This window comes from Pedobacter ginsenosidimutans, assembly GCF_001442625.1.
GTDB lineage: Bacteria > Bacteroidota > Bacteroidia > Sphingobacteriales > Sphingobacteriaceae > Pedobacter > Pedobacter ginsenosidimutans.
Map to the genome: position 1 here is coordinate 218070 of NZ_LMZQ01000005.1, position 20466 is coordinate 238535.

Here is a 20466-nt window from a genome sequence, read left to right on the forward strand (position 1 = left end):
TAGTTATTTGTTTTCCTGGTAATATTTTATCTGTGATGGAAATGACCGGACTGGATTAGTTGCCGAACATTTCAGGTATTTTATTGATTTAAAGGTTTGATTTGATCATGACAGAAAAAACTCCGTCGAACAAAATCTATTTCTGCGGTTTAGTAAAAACTGTTAAAATTCAGTAAAGAGCTGCTGTAATTCTCATAATAAATAGATCGGCTACGCTAAAACGTTTTAGTCGATCAATGATAATTATTTTAAATTATAATAAAACGTTTTAGTAAGTAAAAAAACTATTACAATCGAGTAAGGGATGGTTTTTTTCTAGTCTCTAATAACTAAACGGGCGGGGATAATTACCTCTTCAGCAGGTAGTTTACCTTTTGATGAAAGCTGGTTTAAAATGAGTTTAATAATAGTTTCGGCTATTTCTTCCAGGGGTTGTTGGACAGCAGAAATACGAGGGGTATGGAGTTCAAATGCTTCATGATCATCATATGCGATAACTCCGAAATCATCTCCTACTTTTTTATTGATTTGTTTCAGCGCTTTTAAGCCACTAATCGCCAAATAATTGGTTGCAAATAATACTGCATCGATTTTTTTATTTTCGAAGAGTTCTTGAATCTGAGCAATTGTTTCGCCTTCTTCCTGATTAAAGTGGATCTTTAAAACCAGCTTGTCATCATATTTGATCCCATTATCTTCCAGTGCTTTTTTATAACCATCGTATCGTTCTATAATCTGTTCCACATTTATATCAGTGGTAACCAGGGCGATGTTCTTTTTACCCTGATCGATAAAACTCTGTATTGATTGGTGCGAGGCATTAAAATGATCTGCTCCTACATAGCTGGTATTAACGTCTGACAAATTTCTATCAAACAGGATAACAGGGTTTCCATCATCCAGGAGCATTTGTATATCTTCTTCTATTCCTTTTATCGGAGAAATGATATAGGCATCAACTTTCCGCGATTTGAACATGTTAATCAACTCCTTTGCTTTGTCGATGCTGTTTTCTGTACTGGAATAAATAATTTTATATCCTCTTTTATAGGCTTTATCTTCGATTAACCTTGCAATCCTGGAGAAGAATGAATTGGAGATATCTTCGATAATTAAACCGATAATATTAGAGTTACCCGTCCTTAAACTTCTTGCAATCTGATTAGGCTTATAACCGCTTTCTTCGATAATTTTTTCAACTTTCTCTATTACTGCTTCGCTTATCGATTTCTCTTTTGCTTTACCGTTAATAATGAATGAAACTGTGGTAATGGATACATTTGCTTTTACGGCTATATCTTTAATAGAAAGCGATTTCATCTGGTTGGATTTCTTTAAGTTAATCAATTCAAAGCTAAATAAAAATTGCAGCTTTTAAATTTTTGCCCATTATAAAGACGCAATTTAACATTTTTTATGTTAATCGTTTTAGAAACGCTTGTTAAAGGATGGTACAATGTAAATGTGAAAGCTTAAAACAACAAAAGGTACCATTAAAGCGTCCTTTGTATCAAAATTAATATCCTGTACAAGTAAGTAAGTTCATAATTAAGCCCCTCTATCCTGTTGCATTGTTTAGTGCAGGTAGGTAGTAATTAATCTGGCTGTTTTTGCCGAAGCACCGGGTTTTCCCATGAGTAAAAGCAGCTCGTCGTAATGTTTTAACATCTCGTTCCGGCCTGCCCCTTCCAGGATCATTTTAAGTTCTTCATTTACTTTTTGGGTGTTACAATCTTCCTGGATAAGTTCGGTTACAATCTTCTTGTTTACGATAAGATTAACCAGTGAAATAAATTTAATTTTCACCAACATTCTGGCAATGGCAATTGAAATGGTCCCGCCCTTATAAACCACCACCTGTGGCACTTTAAACAAAGCTGTTTCTAAGGTAGCTGTTCCTGAAGCTACAATTGCAGCATGGGCATGGTGCAATAAATTGTAGGTATTGTTAAAAAGAAGATGAACTTTTTTATCTCCCGTAAACTGGCGATAATAACTTTCGGTAAAGGTTGGTGCAGCTGCAATGGCAAACACGTAACCAGGATGGTTTTCGCTAATGCTTAACATCACCGGGAGTAAACGTTCTATTTCCTGCTTGCGACTACCAGGCAACAGAGCGATAATTTTTTCATCTCCTAATTGATGGTTTTCGCGAAAATTTAGATCTGGCGTAAACTGCGCAATTTCGTCTAATAAGGGATTGCCTACATAATCTACCTTCATGCCCCATTCCTTGTAGAAATCTACTTCGAAAGGCAAGATACAGAACATATGATCGACAACCTTTTTGATTTTCAACACCCGTTTTTGGTTCCATGCCCAAACCTTAGGCGAAATATAATAACATACTTTTATACCGTTTGCTTTTGCAAACTCCGCGATTTTTAAATTAAACCCCGGAAAATCGATCAGAATCAGCACATCGGGCTTCCATTGTAGAATATCATCCTTACAGGCTTTAAGATTTCTGAAAATGGTTCGTAAATTTAAAATCACCTCGGTAAAACCCATAAAAGCCATATCGGCATAATGTTTAACCAACTCGCCACCCTCGGCTTCCATTTTATCGCCCCCGAAATACCTGAACACCGCTTCGTCGTCCTCAGCTTTTAAGGCTTTCATTAAGTTGGCGCCATGTAAATCGCCTGAGGCTTCTCCGGCTACGAGGTAGTATTTCATGTTATAATTTTTATAGAAAAAACGTTATTATAAGTAAAAAAAGCGATCACTGTCAACGAAAGATTCTAGAAGTCGGCGTCATCTCGACCGTAGCAACGCGTAGTGGAGAGATCTTTGGACTATATTAAAAGATCTCTTCGCTACGGTCGAGATGACGATTCATTGTAACCTGTCATCCAGCTTTGTTTTTGGCTAAACACTAACTTCTCTTATATTCTTTCAAAAAACTTTATAAGCAAAAAACACAAAAGCGCATAAAAATGTTGCGGCCAATATGCCTCTTCCAATATTTTCTTTATTGTATTTAAAAAAATATTGCATGGTATAAGCATTTATTGCAATACCACCAATATATAACAAATCTGCTTTAGCGAGTGAAGCAACATGAGTAATGATGTACCAGGCAATAGAACAAAATATTGCTGGCACAAGCAAACCAATGCACAAACCTATCCATACAGAATTATTTAATCTTTTCAACCGATCAATCATAATGGCAAGCGCTTAACCTAGATTAATGCCATCGGGCGCTGAAACTTTAACTCCGGCACTTTTAGATTTCGTAGCATTATTACCGATAAAATCCCAGCTGTTTATTGCTTGTATCGCATGATGGGCCGTTAAATCAAACTGGACCGGAACAATAGAAATGTAATTGTTTTCCAGTGCCCAAACATCGGTATCTTCTCCTTTATCGAAATTTTCGAAAACACCGGTTAACCAATAATATGGTCGTTTGTAAGGATCAGTTCTTTCATCAAATTCTTCCATCCACTTGGCATTGGCCTGTCGGCAAACCTTAACGCCTTTTAGCTGATCGCCCTTCGGGAAATTCACGTTTAAAAGGGTTCCCTCTGGTAAACCATTCGCTAAAACCTGCTCACAGATGTTTTTAATGTATTTTTTGGTATGACTAAAATCAGCATCGGCTGCAAAATCATCTAAAGAGAAACCAATAGATGGAATTTTTTCTATTGCGCCTTCTACTGCAGCAGACATGGTACCTGAATAGAGTACATTAATCGAATTATTCAGTCCATGGTTAATTCCTGAAACGCATAAGTCAGGTTTTTTACCTTTAAAAATCTTATTTACAGCAATTTTAACACAATCAACCGGGGTTCCACTGCATTTATACATTTCTACACCTGCATAAAAATCAACCTTATCAAAACGGATCGGCTTACCTATGGTAATGGCATGTCCCATTCCGCTTTGCGGACTATCTGGTGCAACCACCACTACATTGCCCAGCTCCTGCATTACTTCCATTAAATTCTTTATGCCCGTAGCTGTAATCCCGTCGTCATTTACAACTAAAATATTTGGTTTTGTGCCCTGCTTTGTCATGCCGGTAAAAATACAGATTATAAATTCAAGGCACAATAAACCATGATTTATATGCTAAAATCATTTATTCCTAGATTTTTAGTTTTGAAATCAAAATTATTTCATTCCCTGCCAGAAAGCATATATATTTGAATAAATAACTTATTAAAAATGAAGGCTGTATTTGAGATCACGCTTAAACTAACAGGTACACACTCATTATCATAAACCAAAACCAATTCAATGAAATTCAAACTATTTACTTTGGCTTGTTTTCTAATTACAGGTGCTTTAGCAAAGGCGCAAACAACCTATCAATGGAAAACAGGAACATCTGGTGGCTTTAGCTACAGGTATGTAACCAACGATCCGACCAAAACACGTTTTTATACGCTAAAAAACGGTTTGACAGTAATTTTATCTCAGAACAATAAAGAGCCGAATATTACCTATAAAATGGCGGTAAGAGCGGGCAGTAATACCGATCCGCGTACCAATACCGGCCTGGCGCATTATTTAGAACACCTTTTATTTAAAGGAACGGATAAATTTGGAACCTTAAATTATGCCAAAGAAAAACCACTTTTAGATAAGATCGAAGCACTTTACGAAACATATAACAAAACTACCGATCCAGCTAAGCGTAAGGAAATTTATAAGGAAATTGATAAAACTTCGGGCGAAGCTTCTAATTATTCTATCGCAAACGAATACGATAAAATGATGAAATCGATCGGGAGCAACTCTACCAACGCCCACACCTCGGTAGAAGAAACCGTTTATGAAGAAGACCTTCCATCAAATGCCATTGATAAATTTTTGGCTGTGCAGGCAGAACGTTTCCGCGCGCCTGTTTTCCGTATCTTCCATACAGAATTAGAAGCTGTTTACGAAGAGAAAAACATCGGTATGGATAACGACGGCCGTAAAATGTACGAGAAAATGCTGTATGCTTTGTTCCCAACACATAACTACGGACAACAAACCACCATTGGTACCATCGAGCATTTAAAAAATCCATCCTTAATCGAAATCAGAAAATATTACAACAAATATTATGTGCCCAATAATATGGCCTTAATTATGAGTGGCGATATTAATTATGATGATTTAATCAAAAAAATCGACAAAGACTTCGCTTATATGGCACCTAAACCTTTGTCGCTTTATAACCCTGCACCAGAAAAACCGTTAACACAGGTTCAAACGGTTGATATTTATGGCCCAAGTGCCGAAAATTTATATGTTGCATACAGGGGTTTTGCCCAAAATACGCACCAAAGTTTATTGTTAGATTTAATTGGCAGCATTTTAGCAAACGGTAAAGCGGGTTTAATGGATATCAACATCAATAAACAGCAAAAAATGTTGAGGGCAAGCGCTGGTTATAACTCAATGAAAGATTATGGAATCTTCATTTTATCTGGCTCACCTAAAGCCGGACAAAGTTTAGAAGAAGCGCAAAAATTATTGTTAGAGCAGGTAGAACTGCTTAAAAAAGGCGAATTCGACGAAGGTTTGATTAAAGCAACTGTTGCGAACATCAAATTAGCGGAGTTACAGAGCTTCGATAATAACGATGTGCGTGCAGATTTCGCCATGAATGCCTTTATCCAAAACCGTGGTACGGAGTGGGATAAAACCCTGGCATCAACCGATGCAATGGTTAAAGTAACCAAAAAGGAAATTGTAGACTTTGCCAATAAATTTTTCATCAACAACTATGTTTCTATCTTAAAACATAAAGGCGAAGATAAGAGTATCATCAAAGTAGAAAAGCCAGCCATTACCGCTGTAAAAACCAATGTTAATGAGGTTTCTCCATTTACAAAAGACATCATTGCTGCTCCGGTAAAACCTATTGCTCCTAAGTTTTTAGATTATACAAAAGATCTTAATTTCGGTAAAGCAGGTATTGCCGATGTAATCTCGGTACAAAACACCGAAAACGGAATTTTCCGTTTAGGCTACCGTTTTGACATGGGCTCTTACAATTATAAATTATTGCCTTATGCTGCCCAGTATTTAGCTTTCTTAAGTACTGATAAATATTCGGCAGAAGATATCAGCAAGGCTTTTTACAACATCGCCTGTAGCTATAGCATAAACGTAGGTACCGATGTAACTACAGTTTCGATCAGCGGTTTACAAGAAAATTTTGATAAAGCTGTTGCCTTGGTAGAAGATGTACTGGCAAATTGCAAACCAAACGAAAAAGCCTTAGAAGATTTAAAAGGTCGTTTGTTAAAATCAAGAGATAATGCAAAATTAAACAAATCATCAATTCTTGGTGGTTTAATGAGTTATGCACAGTATGGTGCAGATAATCCTTTCAATTACGGATTAACTAATGATGAGATCAAAAATATGAAATCGGCAGATTTGATCTATATCTTACATAACCTTACCAATTACAAACACACCATTACTTATTATGGTCCTAAAACTTTAGCAGCATTTTCAGCTGATATTGTAAAAGCACATCCGTTGGCTAAAGAATTTACAGATGCGGCGCCAATTAAGAAATTTGTATACACCAAAACCGATTCGAACAAAGTTTACTTTGCCGATTACGATATGGTGCAGGCAGAAATCCGTTGGGTACGCAATGGAGGATTATACGATCCGGCCAACGCTGCAAAAATTGCCTTATTTAACAACTATTTTGGCGGCGGTATGGGCTCTGTAGTATTCCAAACCATCCGCGAATCTAAAGCCTTGGCTTATTCTACTTTCGCGGTATATTCTTCTCCAAATACCAAAGAAAAAGAAAATACCATTATCGCTTATGTAGGTACACAGGCAGATAAAATGAATGAGGCCGTTGCCGGTATGAATGAGTTATTAACCACTTTACCAGAGTCTGATAAATCATTTGCATTATCAAAAACCAATTCATTAAATGGCCTGGAAACCAGCCGTATCACCAAAGACGGAATTATCTATAGCTATTTGGCAGATAAAAAATTAGGCTTTGATCACGACTCAAGAGTTGATGAATACGCGAATTTAAAACCATTGACTTTTAATGATGTAAAATCATTCCACCAGACCAATCTTTCGGGCAAACCTTACAGCTATTGTATCGTGGCTTCAGAGAAAAAAATCAACATGGCTGATTTAGCAAAATTTGGTCCGGTAACTAAATTAAGCCTGGAGCAGATTTTTGGATATTAAAAAGGTAGAGGGTAGGAAGGCGGAAGGTTTAAGGTAGAACCTGATGCTTTAATATCAAAATTACCAGCGATTCCCGGAAACGGGGATCGCTTTTTGTTTAGTCCAATAGTTCATTGGCCATTGGTTCATTTGTCATTGGTTGCATAATGAGAAAAAACAATTGTGTCTTTGCGTCTTGGTGGTAAAAGCAATAATATCTTCCGTGTTAATCTGTACCTCCGTGGCAATTAAGTTCATTAGTCATTGGTTTCGTGATGTAGAAAAACAATTTTGTGTATTCGTGCCTTAGTGGTAAAAAACCAGTGCGTCCAAAATTTCTTTCACCGAAAATTTAGCCCCGCAAACAAACTCATCAGCAGCACCATAATAAATCGTTAATTCATCTCCGTTAACGATGTGGCCGTTTGTAAATACGACCTCGCCAAAAAAACCATGTAACTCATAATCTGCTGTTGGCACCATAATCGGCTCTTCGGTTCTGGCCAATACTTTAGATGGATCATTTAAATCCATTAGAAAGGCCCCTAAACAATATTGATGTTTTCCGTTTGCACCGTGATAGACTTCGAGCCACCCTTCTGCAGTTTTTATGGGTGCTGCCCCAGCGCCCACACGTGCACTATCCCAGTGGTTAGGCCTGGTTTTAATGATACACCTGTGTTTTCCCCAATGAATACCATCCGGAGATTCGGCCAGCCAGATATAATTTCCACCTAATGCTACACTACTGGGGCGGTGCAAAGCGTAAAATTTACCATTAATGCGTTCGTCAAACATGGCACAGTCTTTATTGTGCGGCGGGATAATCATACCATAACTTTGGAAGGTTTTCCAGTTTGTTGTGCTGCGCATCCCCACACCAACACCATGCCCAGAAACAGCAGTATAGGTTAAATAATAAGTATTGGCGATTAAGGATACGCGGCAATCTTCTATTCCAAACGCTTCGTCTTCACCTTCTCCCTGTAGCAAAGGATAACCTTCGGGTTCTTCAAAATGAACACCGTCAGTGCTACAAACCAATCTTAAATGAGATAGTGTGGTTAAGTAATCAATTCCTTTGTAAGTGATCACCCTCGGGTCGCCGGCATTGAGATCCGGATCGTTTTCTTCGATGGCTATAATTTCTATCCCAGCTTCGTTTAATACCGGAAACGAAATAATGCCTTCCTTTTGCTTTGGTCTTTCGGCTACACGGATCAGTAGCCAAATTTTTCCTTCAAACTTAAAAACGCCGGGATTGAGCAGACATACAATCTCCAGACCTTCCCTGCTGGGTACGAGATCTTTTGGAGATAATATTGGATTTTGAGGAAACCGCTGGGCTATATCGGCCATAAAAATATTTTTAAAGCAAACAGGCGACCAAAATTTGACCGCCTGTTCCGCTATTGAATTGATATTATAAGGAGTTTATCCATTTCACAAGTTCATCTCTTCCTTTTCCCGTTTTTTGTTGCAGTTTCCCCAACAATTCATCGTCCTGACCTTCTTCGTGTTTTAAATCATCGTCAGTTAAATCAGCATAAGCTTGTTTAACCTTTCCTTTTATTTCATTCCACTTTCCTTTTAATTCTAACTTATCCATGCTCGTATTTTTTTTGATTTAAACAATGTAATTTCTAAATCTTATAACAGTTTTCGCCACTATTTGTTTTGATTTAAGCATATTAAACCAAACAATGGGCTGATTTTGTCCTGATACACATGGTTTTTTACATATTTTTAATTACATTAAGAGTATCATTTCTATGAATGAATAAACATTATTAACTAAACTAACAATTTGATGAAAAAACTACTCTTATGTATGATTTTATCTCTCAGTGTAATTTCATTTGCTTTCGCACAAGGCAAGGTAATTAGCGGGAAAGTAACGTCGGCCTCAGGACCAATTCCAGGGGTTAGCGTATTTGTAAAAGGCTCACCATCAACCGGTACGCAGAGCGATGCCACCGGAGCTTTTAAATTAACGGTTTCGGAAGATGCCAAAACACTCGTTTTTAGCTTCATCGGTTTTAAGACCAAAGAAGTGCCCATTACAGGGCAAAGTGTTATTGTAAGCCTTGATGAGGAAAACAATACGCTATCGGATGTGGTGGTGGTGGGTTATGGAACGCAAAACAGAAGAGATGTAACGGGATCAATAGCGAAAGTAACAGCTGCTGACCTGAAAGACAAGCCCTTAACAACCATCGAAAGTGCTTTACAAGGCAAAGCACCTGGTGTATTTATCAACTCTAGCAGTGGCAAACTGGGTCAGGCTCTCCAAATCCGTGTGAGGGGTATTTCTTCTATTTCGGCAAGTAACCAACCTTTATTTGTTATTGATGGAGTTCCTATTGTAAGTGAAGCATTGGGAACCTATACAGAGGCTGATAACCCGCTTGCGGCCATTAGTCCTGATGACATAGAGTCGATGGAAGTTTTAAAAGATGCAGCATCTGCAGCGATTTATGGAGCAAGGGGATCGAACGGGGTTGTGCTGATTACCACCAAAAAAGGTAAACAAGGAAGAACCAATATCGATTTTGGATATTACGCAGGGTTTAGCGATCCAACCAAAAAAGGCGATTTTTTAAATGCTGACCAATACCGTCAATTATTAGATGCATCTTTTAAGTACAATAACTATGATGATGGAGATTATGCCAATGCTGCAGAAATGTGGAAAGATTATACAGGTACAGATGATTGGACGAGCAACAACAACACCAATTGGGTAAACGAAGCTTTTAGAAAAGGGCACACACAACAATATAGCTTAAATATTAATGGTGGTGATGCAAAAACAAGGTTTATGCTTTCGGGAAACTACAATAATAATGATGGGATTATAGTTAGCAACCGTTATGTACGTACTGGTGGCCGGTTAAGTTTAGACCATACCGTCTCGAAAATTTTAGATGTTGGAGGATCGGTCAACATCTCTAAAGTAGACAATTACCGTATTCCTACTGATAATGCCTTCTCCAATCCATTACAATTAAATGCTTTGCCACCAATTCAGCCCGTACGTGATGCATCAGGTCAATTGAATGGTTCTACTGTTTATTATAACAGTTTAATCGACTATGAAAATGGCAAAAATCTATCAACTACGTACAGAACTTTTGCCAATGCATATGCAAGCTTAAAAATCACACCAGATTTAGTTTTTAGAAGTGAATACGGTTTTGATTTCAACAATCTGGAAGAAGAACAATTTTTAGGGTCAAAAACTCAGGATGGCGGTAGTACAGGAGGCTCTTCTACAGATTACATGGCCAAATCCATAAACTTCAACACGAATAATACCCTTAACTATACCAAAACCTTTAACGAAAAACATAACCTGAATGTATTGGCCGGTTTCGCCTTTCAGGATACAAAATTCAGGTTCTCATCTGTAACGGGAACTACACTACCATCCGATAATTTCACCAAAATTGCCAGTGCAGCGATAATTTCTGCTGGTACCTCTTCAGAAACCAGACATACTTTTGTTTCGTATCTGGCCAGGGTAAATTATAAATACGAAGAGAAATACTTGTTAAGTGCTTCGATAAGAACGGATGGCTCTTCAAGGTTTGGCGTAAACAACAGATATGGAACCTTCCCTGCAGTTTCGGCAGGCTGGATTATAAACCAGGAAGAGTTTCTAAAATCGAGTAGCTGGTTAAGCTTATTAAAGCTTAGAGGAAGTTATGGTTTAACGGGTAATGCAGAAATTGGCGATTTTGCCTCTAGAAATTTATATCGCGGTGTTAATTATGCTGGTGTTGGCGGCACACGCCCAAGCCAGTTAGGCGATCCGAATTTAAGCTGGGAAAACACAACCAATTATAACATAGGTTTAGATTTTGGTTTTTTCTCAGACCGGATTTCGGGTACAGTTGAATATTATAAAAAGAAAACAACAGATTTATTATTAAATGCACCAATTGCCGCCACAAATGGTTTTTCATCCATTACAAGAAACATTGGCGATATGCAAAACAAAGGATTTGAGTTTTCTTTAAATACCAGAAATTTTGTTGGAGAATTTAAATGGTCAACTTCTTTTAATATATCTTTCAACAAGAATAAAGTATTGCGTTTAGTTGATGATCAGCCTATTTATCCTGGTGGGAGGTTTTTGGGAAGAGTATCGGTTGGAGAGCCACTGGGCTACTTTTACGGAAAAGCATATGCTGGTGTAGACCCAGCTAATGGCGACGCACTTTATTATGTTGATGCATCAAGAACAAAAACAACTAATGATTATGCTGCTGCAGAAAACCAAAAGCTAGGCGATCCAAACCCTAAATTCTTTGGTGGCTTTGGAAATCATTTCTCTTTCAAAAATTTCGATCTGGATATTCAGTCGCAATTTGTTAGCGGTAATGATATTTACAATATGGCAGGTGTTTTTCAATCAGCAAACGGCGATTATTTTGACAACCAAACCATTGATCAGTTAAATTATTGGACACCTACCAACACCAACACCCCTATACCACAACCAAGGTTTGGTGAAGGAAATGGAACAAGTCCTTCATCCAGATGGATACAGGATGGGTCTTACCTGAGGATAAAGAGTGTAACCTTTGGCTATAACATCCCTAAAGCCTTTATAAATAAGTATAAATTACAGAATGTAAGGATATACGCATCTGCACTTAACCTATTTACCATAACTGGTTATAAAGGTTACGATCCAGAAGTGAATACCCCAAGTGGTGGCTCCCTCCAGTCTGACAACATTCAGCTCGGTCATGATTTTTATACTCCACCACAAGCAAGAACAATTACTTTCGGTGTAAACATTGGCTTATAAAAACATTAGATATGAAAAATTATAAAAATATATTAGCTGCATTTCTTATTGTTCTAAGCGCATCTGGCTGTAAAAAACAATTAGAAATAGATCCTAAACAAAATATAGATGCCAGTGTGGCATTAAATAATACTGCAGATGTGCAAAACGCATTAATTGGTGCATATACTTTCTTAGCAACTGGCGATCTGTACGGGACAAACCTCGTTTTTCTACCCGATCTTTATGCCAGTGATGATTACTTAACTTGGAGAGGAAGTTTTACTACTTACCGCAACATTGCTAGCAAAGCTATTGTATCAAACAATGCTGATGTAACCAGAACATGGATAACTGCCTATAGTACAATTAATACTGCGAATATTGTACTTTCTGCATTAAATGTAGTAAGTGATGCCAATACAAAAAGTATAATAGAAGGTAAAGCTTTATTTATTAGAGGGATTATGCATTTTGAGTTGGTAAGATTATACGCACTACCTTACGATGCATCAGGTACTAACACAAATTTAGGCGTTCCTATTATTACAAAGGCAGTAAAAACCATAGATAATGTAACGAACAGTGTTGCAAGAAATACGGTTGCAGAAGTTTATACGGCTGTAGAAAATGATTTAAAATCGGCCATTACAAAATTGGCTACAGTTGATGATCAATATGCTGCCAAAGCTTTTTTGGCAAGGGTTTATCTGCAAGAGGGTAAATATGCTTTAGCAAGGGATATGGCCAATGATATTATTACCAATAGCCCATATCATTTAATTACAAATTCTCTTGAAGCACCTTTCAGAACCAAAAATTCGAGTGAGGGGATTTTCGAAATCAAACAGAACGAACAAAGTAACGCAGGAACATCTAACGATGGCTTGGCAACTTTTTATGCCAGTTATCAAAATGCTACGGGTGGAGATGTTGGTAGGGCTGATGCATTAGTAAATACCATATTTTACGATTCGTTCGAAACTGGTGATAAAAGACAAACAGAAATGATTTATGATGGTACAGGTGCCAGAACAGGTCTTTTTACCAAAAAATGGTACAGCTTTTATGATAATATTCCTGTTTGTAGAATTACCGAACAATATTTAATACGCGCTGAGTGCAATTTTAGATTGGGGACAAGCGTCGGTGCTACCCCTGCAAGCGATATCAATACTTTAAGAACAAGGGCTGGATTAGGTGACGTTGTGCCAACATTAACAATTATCTTAAACGAACGCGAAAAGGAGTTAGATTATGAAGGTTTTAGGCTTCATGATTATAAACGCACTAAACGTTCTATCGGAACCTTTGCCTATGACGATCCTAAATTGGTTTTCCCAATTCCAGACCGTGAAATAAATGTGAATAAAGCTTTAAAGCAAAACCCAGGTTATTAGAAATGTAGCATTATAACAGAAATGCCCCAAAAATTTCGGGGGCATTTCTTTTTCTTAAAATTATGGTTAAAGCTTTTTGGCTGCTGCTATAATCTCTTCTACTACGCCTGGATCGAGCAACGTAGAAGTATCGCCTAAATTAGTTGTATCCCCTTCGGCAATTTTACGCAGAATTCTACGCATAATTTTGCCCGAGCGTGTTTTGGGTAAACCAGAAACAAACAATATTTTATCAGGCTTGGCAATCGCCCCAATTACACGGGTAACCGTTTGTAAAATATCTTTTTTAGATAATTCTGCTTCGCCATGCATTTCAGGGTAAATTACAAAAGCATAAATACCCTGGCCTTTTACATCATGCGGATAACCCACAACTGCACTTTCTACCACACCGGCATGCATATTAATCGCATTTTCTACCTCAGCGGTACCAATTCTATGTCCAGAAACGTTTAACACATCATCAACTCGACCTGTGATTCGATAATAACCATCTTCATCACGTAAACAGCCGTCGCCCGTAAAATATAAATTCTCGTAAGTAGAGAAATAAGTCTGTTTGCAGCGCTCGTGATCGCCATAAGTGGTACGCAACATACCCGGCCAAGGGAATTTGATACAAAGATTTCCCATTACGCCATTCCCTTCAATTTCATTACCATTTTCATCCACCAAAATCGGTTGAATACCCGGCAAAGGCAATGTGGCAAAGCTAGGTTTGGTTGGTGTTACCGTAGCAATGGGCGAAATCATAATGCCCCCCGTTTCTGTCTGCCACCAGGTATCAACAATAGGCGCTTTACCGTGCCCGATTTTCTCATCGAACCAATGCCATGCTTCTTCGTTGATCGGCTCTCCTACCGAGCCTAAAACGCGGATTGAGCTTAAATCTTTGCCGTTTAATGGATCTTCACCATAACTCATTAAAGAGCGGATAGCCGTTGGAGCTGTGTATAAAGTATTCACCTTGTGTTTTTCTACAATATCCCAAAAACGTGATGGTGTAGGATAAGTAGGAATCCCTTCAAAAAGAACCGAAGTAGCACCTTGCGAAAGCGGCCCGTAAACAATATAAGAGTGACCGGTAATCCAGCCGATATCTGCTGTACAAAAATAAACCTCGCCAGGCTGATAGTTAAATACATTCGAAAAAGTATAACCCGCATAAACCATATAACCGCCACAGGTATGCACCACACCTTTGGGTTTGCCGGTAGAACCAGATGTGTAGAGAATAAACAGCATATCTTCTGCATCCATTTCTTCTGCTTCGCAGATATCGTTTACGTGTTTAACCTCATCTTCCCACCATACGTCCCTGCCTTTCAACATCGAAACAGGTGTACGGATATGGGTTAACACGATACATTTTTCAACGGTTGGGCAACCAATTAAGGCATCGTCAATTACATCTTTTAAAGGAATCTGTTTATTGCCACGATAAGAACCATCTGCCGTAATCACTACTTTACATTGCGAATCGTTAATCCTGTCGGCAATAGATTTAGCAGAAAATCCACCAAAAATAACGGAGTGAACGGCACCAATCCTGGCACAGGCCAAAACAGCAATAGCCAGTTCCGGCACCATAGGCATATAGATACAAATACGGTCGCCTTTTTTTGCGCCGTTACGTTTTAAAACATTGGCAAAACGGCAAACGCGTTCGTGCAACATTTTATAAGTATAAGTAACACTTTCTTCTTCAGGATTATTAGGTTCCCAAACAATAGCAGGTTTATCGCCATTGGTAGCCAAGTGCCGATCTAAACAATTTTCGGTAATATTAAGTTTAGCGCCTTCGAACCACTTGATATTTGGTTCGTTAAAGTTCCAGGATAATACCTTGAACCAAGGTTTGCGCCATTGAAAGTTTTGCGCTACTTCGCCCCAAAACTGCTCTGGGTTTTCTACGCTTTTCTTATAATCTTCTTCGTATTGCTTAAAAGATGTAATTTGCATTGCTCGTTCTATATTTTGGATTAGTGGGGCTAATTTAAATAAATAATAATAAGGAAAAATAGTCTAATCGTATCAAAATGAATATCAAACGTTTGATCCGGAATATTTATTTTAATATATGTAATATATGAAGATTTTAATATTTGGCGTTTACAAACCTTTTCAGCCTATAAATATTAATTACAAAAATATTTAGCTGTACTATTGCTGTTTACAATTATTATTCAGATATTTGCACACTCTTAAAAAAATTAAGCGGACGATATTAACAACTATATTTACAAGTCATGTCAAGAGTTTGTGATTTAACAGGAAAAAAAGCAATGGTAGGTAACAACGTTTCTCACTCAAACGTTAAAACCAAACGCAAATTTTACCCAAACCTACAACTTCAGAAATTTTATATTCCTGAAGAAAACCGTTGGATTACGTTGAAAGTTTCTACTTCAGCGATTAAAACCATCAATAAAGTGGGCATTAGCGAAGCAATTAACCGTTTCGTAAAAAAAGGATTTTTGTAAAAAACATTAACTGTTGAGATTAACAGTTTTCAATTTATATTAAAATGGCAAAAAAAGGTAACAGAGTTCAGGTTATTTTAGAATGTACTGAACATAAAGAAAGTGGCATGCCAGGTATGTCTAGATATATTTCTACCAAAAACCGTAAAAACACTACTGAGAGATTAGAATTGAAAAAATTCAATCCGGTATTGAGAAAAGTAACCGTACATAAAGAAATTAAATAGGTTAAGAATAAAAGACCAAAGCTTAAAGACTAAAGCATTTTGCAAGTCTCAAATCTAATGTCTGATATCTCAAACCTAATAATTAAAATTATAAGAACATGGCAAAGAAAGTAGTTGCAACCCTTAAAACAGGTACAGGTAAAGAATATTCGAAAGTAATTACAATGGTAAAATCACCAAAAACCGGTGCTTACTCATTCAAAGAACTTATCGTACACAACGACCACGTAAAAGATGCTATTGCATCTAAATAAGGTTAATATTTTTTAATATTAAAAATATTAAAGGCCGTTCCGTTTTAACCGGAAGGGCTTTTTTTGTTATATAAAAATTTAGATATGGGTTTATTCGATTTTTTCAAAAAGAAAGAAACTGCACCTGAAGCTCAGGAAGCACTGGATAAAGGTTTAGAGAAAACTAAAGACGGTTTCTTTAATAAAATTACCAAAGCTGTAGCAGGAAAATCTTCTGTTGATGATGAAGTGCTCGATAATCTGGAAGAAGTTTTGGTTACTTCTGATGTTGGTGTAAGTACTACATTAAAAATTATCAAACGTATCGAAGAACGTGTTGCCAAAGATAAATACCTCAATACCTCAGAACTAAATTTTATCCTGCGTGATGAAATCCAGTTACTTTTATCCGAAAACAACAGTAACGATTTCCGTCAGTTCGAATATGGCGATCATAAACCTTATGTAATTATGGTGGTTGGCGTAAATGGTGTGGGTAAAACCACTACTATCGGAAAGCTGGCGCATAAACTTAAAGAATCGGGACTTAAGGTAGTATTAGGTGCTGCCGATACCTTTAGAGCTGCGGCCGTTGACCAGATTAAACTTTGGGGCGAACGCGTTGGCGTGAGGGTTGTGGCACAGGCTATGGGTTCTGATCCTGCTTCAGTTGCTTTTGATACCTTACAGTCGGCTGTTGCTAACGACGAAGATGTAGTGATTATTGATACTGCCGGACGTTTACACAACAAAATCGGTTTGATGAACGAGTTGGGTAAAATTAAACAGGTGATGCAAAAGGTAGTGCCAGGTGCACCGCACGAAATTTTATTGGTATTGGATGCCTCGACCGGACAAAATGCCTTTGAACAGTGCAAACAGTTTACCGAAGCTACTGATGTTAATGCATTGGCCATTACAAAATTAGACGGAACAGCAAAAGGCGGTGTCGTAATCGGAATTTCAGATCAGTTCAGGATTCCTGTTAAATATATTGGTGTAGGAGAAAAAATTGGCGACTTACAGCTTTTTGATAAGAAAGAGTTTGTGAATAGTTTGTTTAAATAAGCTAAATTTATAAATCAAATCATTATCGACCGTCATGCTGAATTTATTTCAGCATCTGCCATTGAGATCCTGAAATGAATTCAGGATGACGACCGCACCAACAAGACACAGACTACAAAAATGTTGTGTTTATAGAAAGATTAAGTGAAAGATGAATACCAAAATAGTAAGAAGTAAAAGCGCAATTAAACAACCCAAAATTAATGTAATTACATTAGGTTGTTCAAAAAACATATACGATTCGGAAGTATTGATGGGCCAGCTGCGTGGCAACAACTTAAATGTTGTGCACGAATCAGACAAGATGGGCAAAGATGATATCGTTGTAATTAACACCTGCGGTTTTATCGATAATGCTAAACAAGAATCAATCGATACCATTCTACAGTTCAGTGAACTAAAGGAAGCCGGTAAAATTGGCAAAGTAGTGGTTACAGGTTGTTTATCTGAACGTTACAAACCTGAACTGGAATCAGAAATTACCAATGTTGATGCCTTTTTCGGCACTAACGATCTGCAGAATATATTACATGAGTTGGGTGCGAATTACAAACACGAACTTATTGGCGAACGTTTGCTAACCACCCCTTCTCATTTCGCTTATTTCAAAATTGCCGAAGGCTGTAACCGCCCATGTTCTTTCTGTGCCATCCCTTTAATGCGTGGCAAACACTTGAGCAAACCAATGGAAGAATTGGTTAACGAGGCTAAAATACTAGCTAAAAACGGTACAAAAGAACTGATTTTAATTGCTCAGGATCTTACCTATTATGGTTTGGACCTTTATGGTGTGCGCAAGTTAGATGAGTTGATGCGTCGTTTATCAGATGTTCCAGGAATCGAATGGATCCGTTTGCAATACGCCTACCCATCTGGTTTCCCGATGGAAATTTTAGATGTCATGAACGAGCGCGATAACATCTGCAAATACCTGGATATGCCATTACAGCACATTACCGATAATATGTTGAAATCGATGCGCCGTGGTACCACCAAACAAAAAACCATAGATTTAGTCAATCAGATCCGTGATAAAGTGCCAAACATCGCCATGCGTACTACTTTAATTTGTGGCTACCCTGGCGAAACCGAACACGATTTTGAAGAAATGAAGGAGTGGGTTGCCGAAACCAAATTCGATCGTTTGGGTTGCTTTACCTATTCTCATGAAGAAAAAACGCATGCACATACCTTAGTTGATGATATTCCGGACGAAGTAAAACAACAACGTGTAGATGATATTATGGAAATCCAGCAAGGTATTTCTTTCGATATTAATCAAGAAAAAGTAGGCAAAACCTTCAAGGTGCTAGTAGATAAAAAAGAAGGCGATTTCTTTGTAGGTAGAACCGAATTTGATTCGCCTGAGGTTGACAATGAAGTTTTAATCGATGCGGCTACAGGTTATGCCGCTAACGGAAGCTTTGTTAATGTGAAGATAGACAGGGCTGAAGATTTCGATTTATACGGAACTATAGTTTAAAAAAACACAAAATACGAAACCCCAAAAGCAGTGCTTTTGGGGTTTTTGTTTTTATAAACATTTAATTATTCGCTTTCCGCTGTAGCGAATACCATCACATCTTCGTTTAAAGAATAGAACCAGATACCGATGCACCAAACCAGATTGATGGCTAATTGCAATTAAACAGAAATCCTTTAAACCTTAAAAATTATAACTCAATAATTTAAGCTAAATGAAAAAAATTCTATTTGTTCTCGTGCTCATTTTCATCACCAATTTAGGTTGCAAAAAAATAACCAACGGCGGCGGACTATGTGCCTGCTCTCCTATAAGTTATGACACAAGCTTAGGCTTGGTGATTAAAAACAGTGCCGATGTGGATCTCCTTAACCCTAAAACTACAGGTTTTTTAGACAAGACCCAGATTCAGCTTTATTCTAAAGATGCCAGCAATGTAATTAAACAAATCAATTTCGACATTCGCCAGCCCTTTACTTACACGAATAACTTAAAATTGGATTATTATCAACTTATTTCCTATGAAATAGGGCTTCAAGCCAAAAGCATAGATAATGCCTTTTATCTTAAACTGGGCGATAAGCTTTATGAGCTTAACCTAAAGGTGAATAATCGTGCGGTTGAAAAATTACTGATCGATAAAGTTGATGCTCCTAAAGAACTTCCGAATATTAACAGTCAGTATTTAAATAGCATTTACACCTTAAAGATATAAGAGGAAAAGAATTTTAAATACAAATAAACGGCATAAAAAAATCCCGATGACCTCGGGATTTTTTTATATGTTATTTTTTAGACGCAGGCCTGTTTTTAATCTGACTAGGTTTTAACCAAATTTTAGCGCCTTTAGAGTTCACATAATATTTTTCATTTTTTGCATTGATATAAACATCTGATCCATCCGGTGCCATTTTGCCTTTCCAGGTTTTATCAGCAACTTTCGAACTGCCTTTTACTGCTACTTCGGCAGTTTTATTACCTACAGATTTAGCACCTTTACTTATTGCTTTTCCGGTATGATCTAATGCTTTACCAACTTCAGTTTTTTTCTTTTCTTGAGCATTTACAGTTAAGGCTACACCTCCAAATAAGGCCAGCGTTAATAAACCCATTACTAATTTTCTTTTCATGACAGCTATATTTTGTTTAGAGAATAACAGTTGATCATAAGATTTGTTTTATTTCTGTTACACTAATAAAGATAAAGTTTTAAAATATTATTTTATAAGTAGAGAACCAATCAATGGTAAAAGATCTTGATTTACAAAAAAGCAAATAATTGCGCTAATTCGTTGAAGAGCTTCCCAATGGAAAGTCACTTAAAATGCTTTAAGTCAAATTTTTATTTTTTTGGAGCGCATGGCCACAGCAGCTATTAAAGCTTGTTCCCGTTCTTCGCTGTATCCTTTCGCTGCGCTCCAGGGATGCCGCTTCGCCCGGGGCTAAACAAATTGGTACTGCAAGAAAATACAGAACGCCTACCTACTTCTTTCGTAAGCATTCATTTTTTATTTCTTGCGCAGCCCTTCGTCCAATAAACCTTATTGAAGCGGTTATCCTTTTTGTTGTACCCCACAAACACCCCTCACTAACCATCACAAAAAGATACT

General features: G+C 37.4%; 17 protein-coding genes. 9 read left to right on the top strand and 8 right to left on the bottom strand.

The window, feature by feature from the left end:
• Window positions 1–315: 315 nt before the first annotated feature.
• The 4 genes from ASU31_RS09320 to surE all read right to left on the bottom strand — a co-directional run bounded on the left by ASU31_RS09320 (window position 316) and on the right by surE (window position 4029).
• A complete protein-coding gene (locus ASU31_RS09320) occupies window positions 316–1320 on the bottom strand; it encodes a LacI family DNA-binding transcriptional regulator (RefSeq protein ID WP_057932070.1) in 1005 nt (334 codons plus the stop codon).
• Between the two features lie 255 nt (window positions 1321–1575).
• Window positions 1576–2679, bottom strand: coding sequence for a lipid-A-disaccharide synthase (gene lpxB / locus ASU31_RS09325; protein WP_057932071.1), 1104 nt, complete (start codon window positions 2677–2679; stop codon window positions 1576–1578).
• A gap of 219 nt (window positions 2680–2898) precedes the next feature.
• The gene (locus tag ASU31_RS09330) at window positions 2899–3159 is read right to left on the bottom strand and encodes a stationary phase survival protein SurE (RefSeq protein ID WP_245224516.1); all 261 of its coding nucleotides are present in this window, start codon (window positions 3157–3159) and stop codon (window positions 2899–2901) included.
• A 24-nt stretch (window positions 3160–3183) separates the two neighbouring features.
• Window positions 3184–4029, bottom strand: coding sequence for a 5'/3'-nucleotidase SurE (gene surE / locus ASU31_RS09335; RefSeq protein WP_057932073.1), 846 nt, complete (start codon window positions 4027–4029; stop codon window positions 3184–3186).
• Between the two features lie 222 nt (window positions 4030–4251).
• Here surE and ASU31_RS09340 point away from each other — a divergent pair, with 222 nt between their 5' ends.
• The gene (locus tag ASU31_RS09340) at window positions 4252–7185 is read left to right on the top strand and encodes a M16 family metallopeptidase (protein ID WP_057932074.1); all 2934 of its coding nucleotides are present in this window, start codon (window positions 4252–4254) and stop codon (window positions 7183–7185) included.
• Between the two features lie 285 nt (window positions 7186–7470).
• Here ASU31_RS09340 and ASU31_RS09345 read toward each other — a convergent pair whose 3' ends face one another.
• Window positions 7471–8523 carry a glycoside hydrolase family 130 protein gene (locus ASU31_RS09345; RefSeq protein WP_057932075.1) on the bottom strand — a complete coding sequence of 351 codons (1053 nt, stop codon included), beginning with the start codon at window positions 8521–8523 and terminating at the stop codon, window positions 7471–7473.
• A 64-nt stretch (window positions 8524–8587) separates the two neighbouring features.
• On the bottom strand, window positions 8588–8773 hold the full coding sequence (locus tag ASU31_RS09350; RefSeq protein ID WP_029276197.1) for a CsbD family protein: 186 nt from the start codon (window positions 8771–8773) through the stop codon (window positions 8588–8590).
• Window positions 8774–8974: 201 nt separating this feature from the next.
• On the opposite strand from ASU31_RS09350, the gene ASU31_RS09355 reads away from it, so the two are divergent.
• On the top strand, window positions 8975–11983 hold the full coding sequence (locus ASU31_RS09355; RefSeq protein ID WP_057932076.1) for a SusC/RagA family TonB-linked outer membrane protein: 3009 nt from the start codon (window positions 8975–8977) through the stop codon (window positions 11981–11983).
• An 11-nt stretch (window positions 11984–11994) separates the two neighbouring features.
• Window positions 11995–13362: a RagB/SusD family nutrient uptake outer membrane protein gene (locus ASU31_RS09360; RefSeq protein WP_057932077.1), complete on the top strand. Its 1368-nt coding sequence runs from the start codon at window positions 11995–11997 to the stop codon at window positions 13360–13362.
• A 66-nt stretch (window positions 13363–13428) separates the two neighbouring features.
• Here ASU31_RS09360 and acs read toward each other — a convergent pair whose 3' ends face one another.
• On the bottom strand, window positions 13429–15336 hold the full coding sequence (gene acs / locus ASU31_RS09365; protein ID WP_280739846.1) for an acetate--CoA ligase: 1908 nt from the start codon (window positions 15334–15336) through the stop codon (window positions 13429–13431).
• A 275-nt stretch (window positions 15337–15611) separates the two neighbouring features.
• Here acs and rpmB point away from each other — a divergent pair, with 275 nt between their 5' ends.
• From rpmB to ASU31_RS09390, 6 genes are all read left to right on the top strand, one after another.
• Complete coding sequence (rpmB, locus tag ASU31_RS09370) at window positions 15612–15845, top strand: 50S ribosomal protein L28 (protein WP_025145121.1); 234 nt, start codon at window positions 15612–15614, stop codon at window positions 15843–15845.
• Between the two features lie 44 nt (window positions 15846–15889).
• Window positions 15890–16072, top strand: a complete 183-nt coding sequence (gene rpmG / locus ASU31_RS09375) for a 50S ribosomal protein L33 (protein ID WP_010599807.1) — start codon at window positions 15890–15892, stop codon at window positions 16070–16072.
• Between the two features lie 98 nt (window positions 16073–16170).
• Window positions 16171–16326 (top strand): DUF4295 domain-containing protein, encoded by a 156-nt coding sequence (locus tag ASU31_RS27180; RefSeq protein ID WP_010599808.1) that lies wholly within the window; start codon window positions 16171–16173, stop codon window positions 16324–16326.
• 84 nt (window positions 16327–16410) lie between these two features.
• Window positions 16411–17373 (top strand): signal recognition particle-docking protein FtsY, encoded by a 963-nt coding sequence (gene ftsY, locus ASU31_RS09380; protein WP_057932079.1) that lies wholly within the window; start codon window positions 16411–16413, stop codon window positions 17371–17373.
• Window positions 17374–17524: 151 nt separating this feature from the next.
• Complete coding sequence (gene rimO, locus ASU31_RS09385; RefSeq protein WP_057932080.1) at window positions 17525–18856, top strand: 30S ribosomal protein S12 methylthiotransferase RimO; 1332 nt, start codon at window positions 17525–17527, stop codon at window positions 18854–18856.
• 214 nt (window positions 18857–19070) lie between these two features.
• A complete protein-coding gene (locus ASU31_RS09390) occupies window positions 19071–19571 on the top strand; it encodes a hypothetical protein (RefSeq protein WP_057932081.1) in 501 nt (166 codons plus the stop codon).
• A 70-nt stretch (window positions 19572–19641) separates the two neighbouring features.
• Here ASU31_RS09390 and ASU31_RS09395 read toward each other — a convergent pair whose 3' ends face one another.
• Window positions 19642–19986 (bottom strand): hypothetical protein, encoded by a 345-nt coding sequence (locus ASU31_RS09395; RefSeq protein ID WP_057932082.1) that lies wholly within the window; start codon window positions 19984–19986, stop codon window positions 19642–19644.
• Window positions 19987–20466: the final 480 nt, after the last annotated feature.